The following is a 4,917-nucleotide window of genomic DNA, read 5'->3' as shown; positions in this document are numbered from 1 at the left end:
ACCGGCGACCTCGCCCGGCAACTACCCGACGGCAACCTCGACCACCTCGGCCGCACCGACCAGCAACTCAAGATCCGCGGCCACCGCATCGAACCCGCCGAAGTCGAGCACGCCCTGACCCGGCATCCGCGGATCAGCGCGGCGGTCGTGGTGGGTCACGAGGACCGGCTGGTGGCGTATCTGGTGCCGGACGGGACCCCGCCGGACGGTCAAGAACTTCGGCGCCACCTCGGCGCCGTGCTGCCCGACTACATGATCCCGGCACTGTTCGCCGAGATCGACGGCATCCCGCTCACGGTCAACGGCAAACGCGACCTCACCGCCCTGCCCGCACCGCGGCAGGCCATCACCACCGGACACGTCAGCCCGGCCACCGCGACCGAGAAGATGGTGGCCGGGATCTGGGCCGACCTGTTCGGTGCCGAACGGGTCGGCGCGACCGACGACTTCTTCGACCTGGGCGGCCACTCGCTGATCGCGACCCAGGTGGTGAGCCGGATCCGGGCGGCCGGGCACGAGGTGACCGTGGCCGACCTGTTCGACCACCCCACGGTCGCCGGGCTCGCCGACGTGATCGACCGGGCCGCCACCACGGTTCTGCCGCCGATCACCGCGGTCGCTCGCGGCCGCGAGCTTCCGCTGTCGTTCGCCCAGGAGCGGCTCTGGTTCCTCGCCCAGCTGGATCCGGACTCGGTCGAGTACAACGTGCCACTGCGGATCCCGCTCGACGGGCCGCTGGACACCGACGCCCTGGCCACGGCGCTGACCGCGCTGGTCGACCGGCACGAGATCCTGCGTACCCGCCTGGTCGCCGGTTCGGACGGCGGCCCGGTCCAGATCGTCGACCCGGCAGCGCCGATCACCCTGACGCGCTCGGCGGACGCGCTCGCCCCCTTCGATCTGGGCACCGGGCCGATGCTGCGCGCCGGGCTGATCCGGGTCGCCGAGGACCGGCACGTGCTGGCGCTCGACATGCACCACGTGGTGTCCGACGAGTGGTCCACCCGGATCCTGCGGCGGGAGCTGCTCGCGCTGCTCGCCGGCGAGACGCTGCCTCCGCTGCGGATCCAGTACGCCGACTTCGCCGTCTGGCAGCGTGAATGGTTCACCGGTGCGGTCCGGGACGCGCAGCTCGACCACTGGAGACGGCGGCTCGCCCGGCCGCCGGTTCTCGACCTGCCCGCCGACCATCCGCGGCCGCCGGTCCGGTCCGGTGCCGGTGCGGTTCTCGACTTCGCGGTGCCGTCCGCCGTCGCCGACGGGATCCGGGAGCTCGGCCGGCGTACCGGCACCACTCCTTTCATGGTCTTCACAGCCGCCTACGCGGCACTGCTGCACCGCTACTCGGGCCAGGACGACCTGCTGATCGGCACGCCGGTGGCGGGCCGGAACCATCCCGACGCCGAGCCGCTCATCGGGTTCTTCGTCAACACCCTGGCCCTGCGCTTCCGGCTCGACGGCGACCCGACGTTCACCGAGCTTCTGGCCAGGACCAGATCAACGACCCTTGAGGCGTACGCCCACGCGGATCTGCCGTTCGAACAGCTGGTCACCGAGCTGGTCCGGGAGCGCGACCGCTCGCGCACGCCGCTGGTGGAGGCCCTGTTCACCTACGCCACGGCGGGTGAGAGCGACGAGATCGTCCACACCGGGGAGCATCGGCACGACCCGGTGCCGGTCAAGTTCGACCTGTCCCTCGTCGTCGAGGAGACCGCGGACGGGCTGGTCGGGGGCGTGCACTACAGCACCGCGCTGTACGAGCCGGCCTGGGCGGACCGTTTCGCCGGTCACCTGCTGACACTGCTGTCCGAGCTGATCACGGAGCCGGACCGTCCGGTGTCCCGTGCCGGGATGCTCACCGCCGCCGAGCGCGAGCAGCTGAAATCCTGGAACGAGCAGGTCGTACGGCCGGAGGCGGCGCCCCTGGCGATGGACGCGATCGCGAGCCGCGCTCGTGAACGTCCCGGCGCGCGGGCCGTGGTCAGCGGAGACCGGGCGATCACCTACCGCGAGCTGGACGAGCTGGCCGACCGGCTCGCACATCACCTGCTCGACAGCGGCGCCGGGCCGGAGACCGTGGTCGGCGTCCACCTGGAACGCGGGATCGAGCAGGTCGCGGCGATGCTGGCGGTCTGGCGGGCGGGGTGCGCCTATCTGCCGCTGGATCCGGATCTGCCCGCCGAGCGGATCGCGTACATGCGCGCCGACGGTGACGCGCGGATCGTCATCGACCGGGCCGTGCTCGACGATCCACGCGTCCGGGCGGCCCGCTCCGGGCCTCCGGCGGTCCGGGTCCGCGGTGACCAGCTCGCGTACCTGATCTACACGTCAGGGTCGACCGGGCGGCCCAAGGCCGTGCAGGTCACCCACGGTGGCCTGGCGAACCTCATCACGGGGCACCGCGCGGTGTTCGGGATCGGGCCGGAGACGGTGCGTCTGCAGTTCGCGTCCGCCGGGTTCGACGTGGCCGTCGCCGAGGCGGCCGTCGCGCTCGCGTCCGGCGCCACGCTGGTGATCGCCGCCGGAGCGACCCGGACCAACCCGGAGCGGCTCGTCGAGCTGATCGCCGGGCAGGGTGTCACGGTCGCCTCGCTGCCGCCGGCCGTCCTGGCCACTCTGGAGCCGGAACAGCTGGGCGGTCTCGCGACCCTGATCACCGGCGGCGAGCAGCTCGACGCCGCGCTGGCCGGCCGGTGGGCCCGCCGGCACCGCATGATCAATTCCTACGGGCCGACCGAGACCACGGTCTGCGCCACCACGGCCCTGGTCCCGGCGGACCCGGTGCACCGGCCGGCGATCGGTTTTCCGCTGGTCAACGTCCGGGTGCACCTGCTCGACCGGTGGCTGCGGCCGGTGCCGGTGGGTGTGCCCGGGGAGATCTTCATCGGCGGAGCCGGGGTGGGCCGCGGCTATCACAGCCGACGGGTCCTGACCGCCGGTTCGTTCGTCCCCGACCACCTCGCCGGCGACGGTTCGCGCCTCTACCGCACCGGCGACCTGGCCCGCCGCCTGCCCGACGGGCAGCTGGTCTTCCTGGGCCGCACCGACCACCAGCTCAAGATCCGAGGCCACCGCATCGAGCCGGCCGAGGTTCAGCACGCCCTCACCACCCACCCGTCGATCGCCGCGGCCGCGGTAGTCGCCCACCGCGGCCGCCTCGTCGCCTACCTCCTGCCCACCGCCCCGCAGCCTTCCCACCTCGCCACCCCGGCGGTCAGCGGGCTGCCGGCGGCAGATGAGCTGCGGGCCTTCCTGGGTGGTCTGCTGCCCGGGCACATGATCCCGTCGGTGTTCGTCGCGGTCGGCGAGTTCCCGCTGACGCCCAACGGCAAGGTGGACCTGGCCGCCCTGCCAGAGCCCGACGAGAGCCGCCCGGAACTGTCCGGCGCCTACCGGGCCCCGGCCACTCCGGCCGAGACGACCGTCGCCGCGATCTGGGCCGAAGCGCTGGGCCTCGACCGGGTCGGCGTGGACGACGACTTCTTCGACCTGGGCGGGCACTCGCTGCTGGCTGTCCGGGTGGTCGGGCGGATCCGGAACGCGTTCGGTGTGGACGTCACGCTGGCCACGCTCTTCGAGCACCCGACCGTCGCCGGCCTGGCCGGAAAGGTCGGCACCGGAGCGCTGACCACGGCCGTGCCGATCACGCCCGCCGGCCGGGACCGCCCGTTGCCGCTGTCGTTCGGTCAGCAGCGGCTGTGGTTCCTCGCCGAGCTGGAACCGTCGTCGGTCGAGTACAACGTCCGCACCCGGATCCCCCTCGACCCGCCGGTCGACGCCGACGCCGTCGCCGGGGCTCTGACCGAGGTGGTCGCCCGCCACGAGGTGCTGCGCACCCGCATCGTCACCGACGGGAACGGTGAGCCTCACCAGATCGTCGACCCGCCCGCGCCGGTGGCCCTCGCTGCGGCCGACGACGACCGGCCGTTCGAGCTGTCCACCGGCCCGCTGCTCCGGGCCGCGCTGGTGCCGTCCGGCCTGTCGCTGACGATGCATCACATCGTGGCCGACGAGTGGTCCGGCCGGATCCTGCGCCAGGAGCTGTCCGCGCTGCTCGCCGGGGAGACGCTGACTCCGCTGCCGATCCAGTACGCCGACTACGCAGCGTGGCAGCGGGCCCACCTGACCGGCGCGGAACTCGACCGGCAGCTCGGCTACTGGCGGCGACAGCTCGCCGACCCGCCGGTGCTCGAACTGCCGACCGACCGCCCCCGCCCGCCCGTCCGGGACATCAACGGCGCGCTGATCGAGTTCGGTCTGCCCGCCACGCTGGTCACGCGACTTCGCGCGCTGTCGCAGGAGCGGGGCGTCACCCTCTTCACGTCGCTTCTGGCGGCGTACACGGTGTTCCTACGGCAGCACACCGGCCAGGACGACGTGCTGGTCGGCACACCGGTCGCCGGGCGCCAGCACGAGACCGAGGGACTGATCGGCTTCTTCGTGAACACCCTCGCCCTCCGCGTCCGGCCGACCGGCGATCCGGCGTTCACCGAGCTGCTCGCCAGAACCAGAACAACGGTCATCGAGGCGTACGCCCATCAGGATCTGCCTTTCGAACAGCTCGTCGACGAGCTGGTCCAGGTGCGGGACCGGTCACGGACGCCGCTGGTGCAGACGGTGTTCAACTACGTGACGGTGCAGGACGCCACGCCGCCGGCCGAGATCGTGTCGAAGTTCGACATCCGCCTGATCGTCACCGAGACGCCGGGCGACGGACTGCAGGCGGCGTTCGAGTACAGCACCGCCCTGTTCGACGAGGCGACCGTCCGTGCCTGGGCCGATCACCTGCTGCTCCTGCTGGAAGGGGTGGCCGCCGACCCCGCCCGCCCGGTATCCCAGCTCCCGATCCTGACCGGCACCGATCACGCCCGCCTGGCCACCCTCAACGACACCGCAGCCGACGTCCCCCCAGCCACG

The 4,917-nt window shown here is 72.5% G+C and carries 1 protein-coding gene; it reads left to right on the top strand.

Translation table 11 applies throughout. From position 1 onward, the window contains the following. A partial coding sequence (locus tag CLV67_RS50725) for a non-ribosomal peptide synthetase (protein ID WP_146169672.1) occupies nucleotides 1–4,917 on the top strand: 4,917 nt, incomplete at both ends.

This window comes from Actinoplanes italicus, from assembly GCF_003001815.1.
Lineage (GTDB): Bacteria > Actinomycetota > Actinomycetes > Mycobacteriales > Micromonosporaceae > Actinoplanes > Actinoplanes italicus.
Note: the sequence above shows the minus strand (reverse complement) of the source record. Positions and strands in the feature narration are given on the sequence as shown.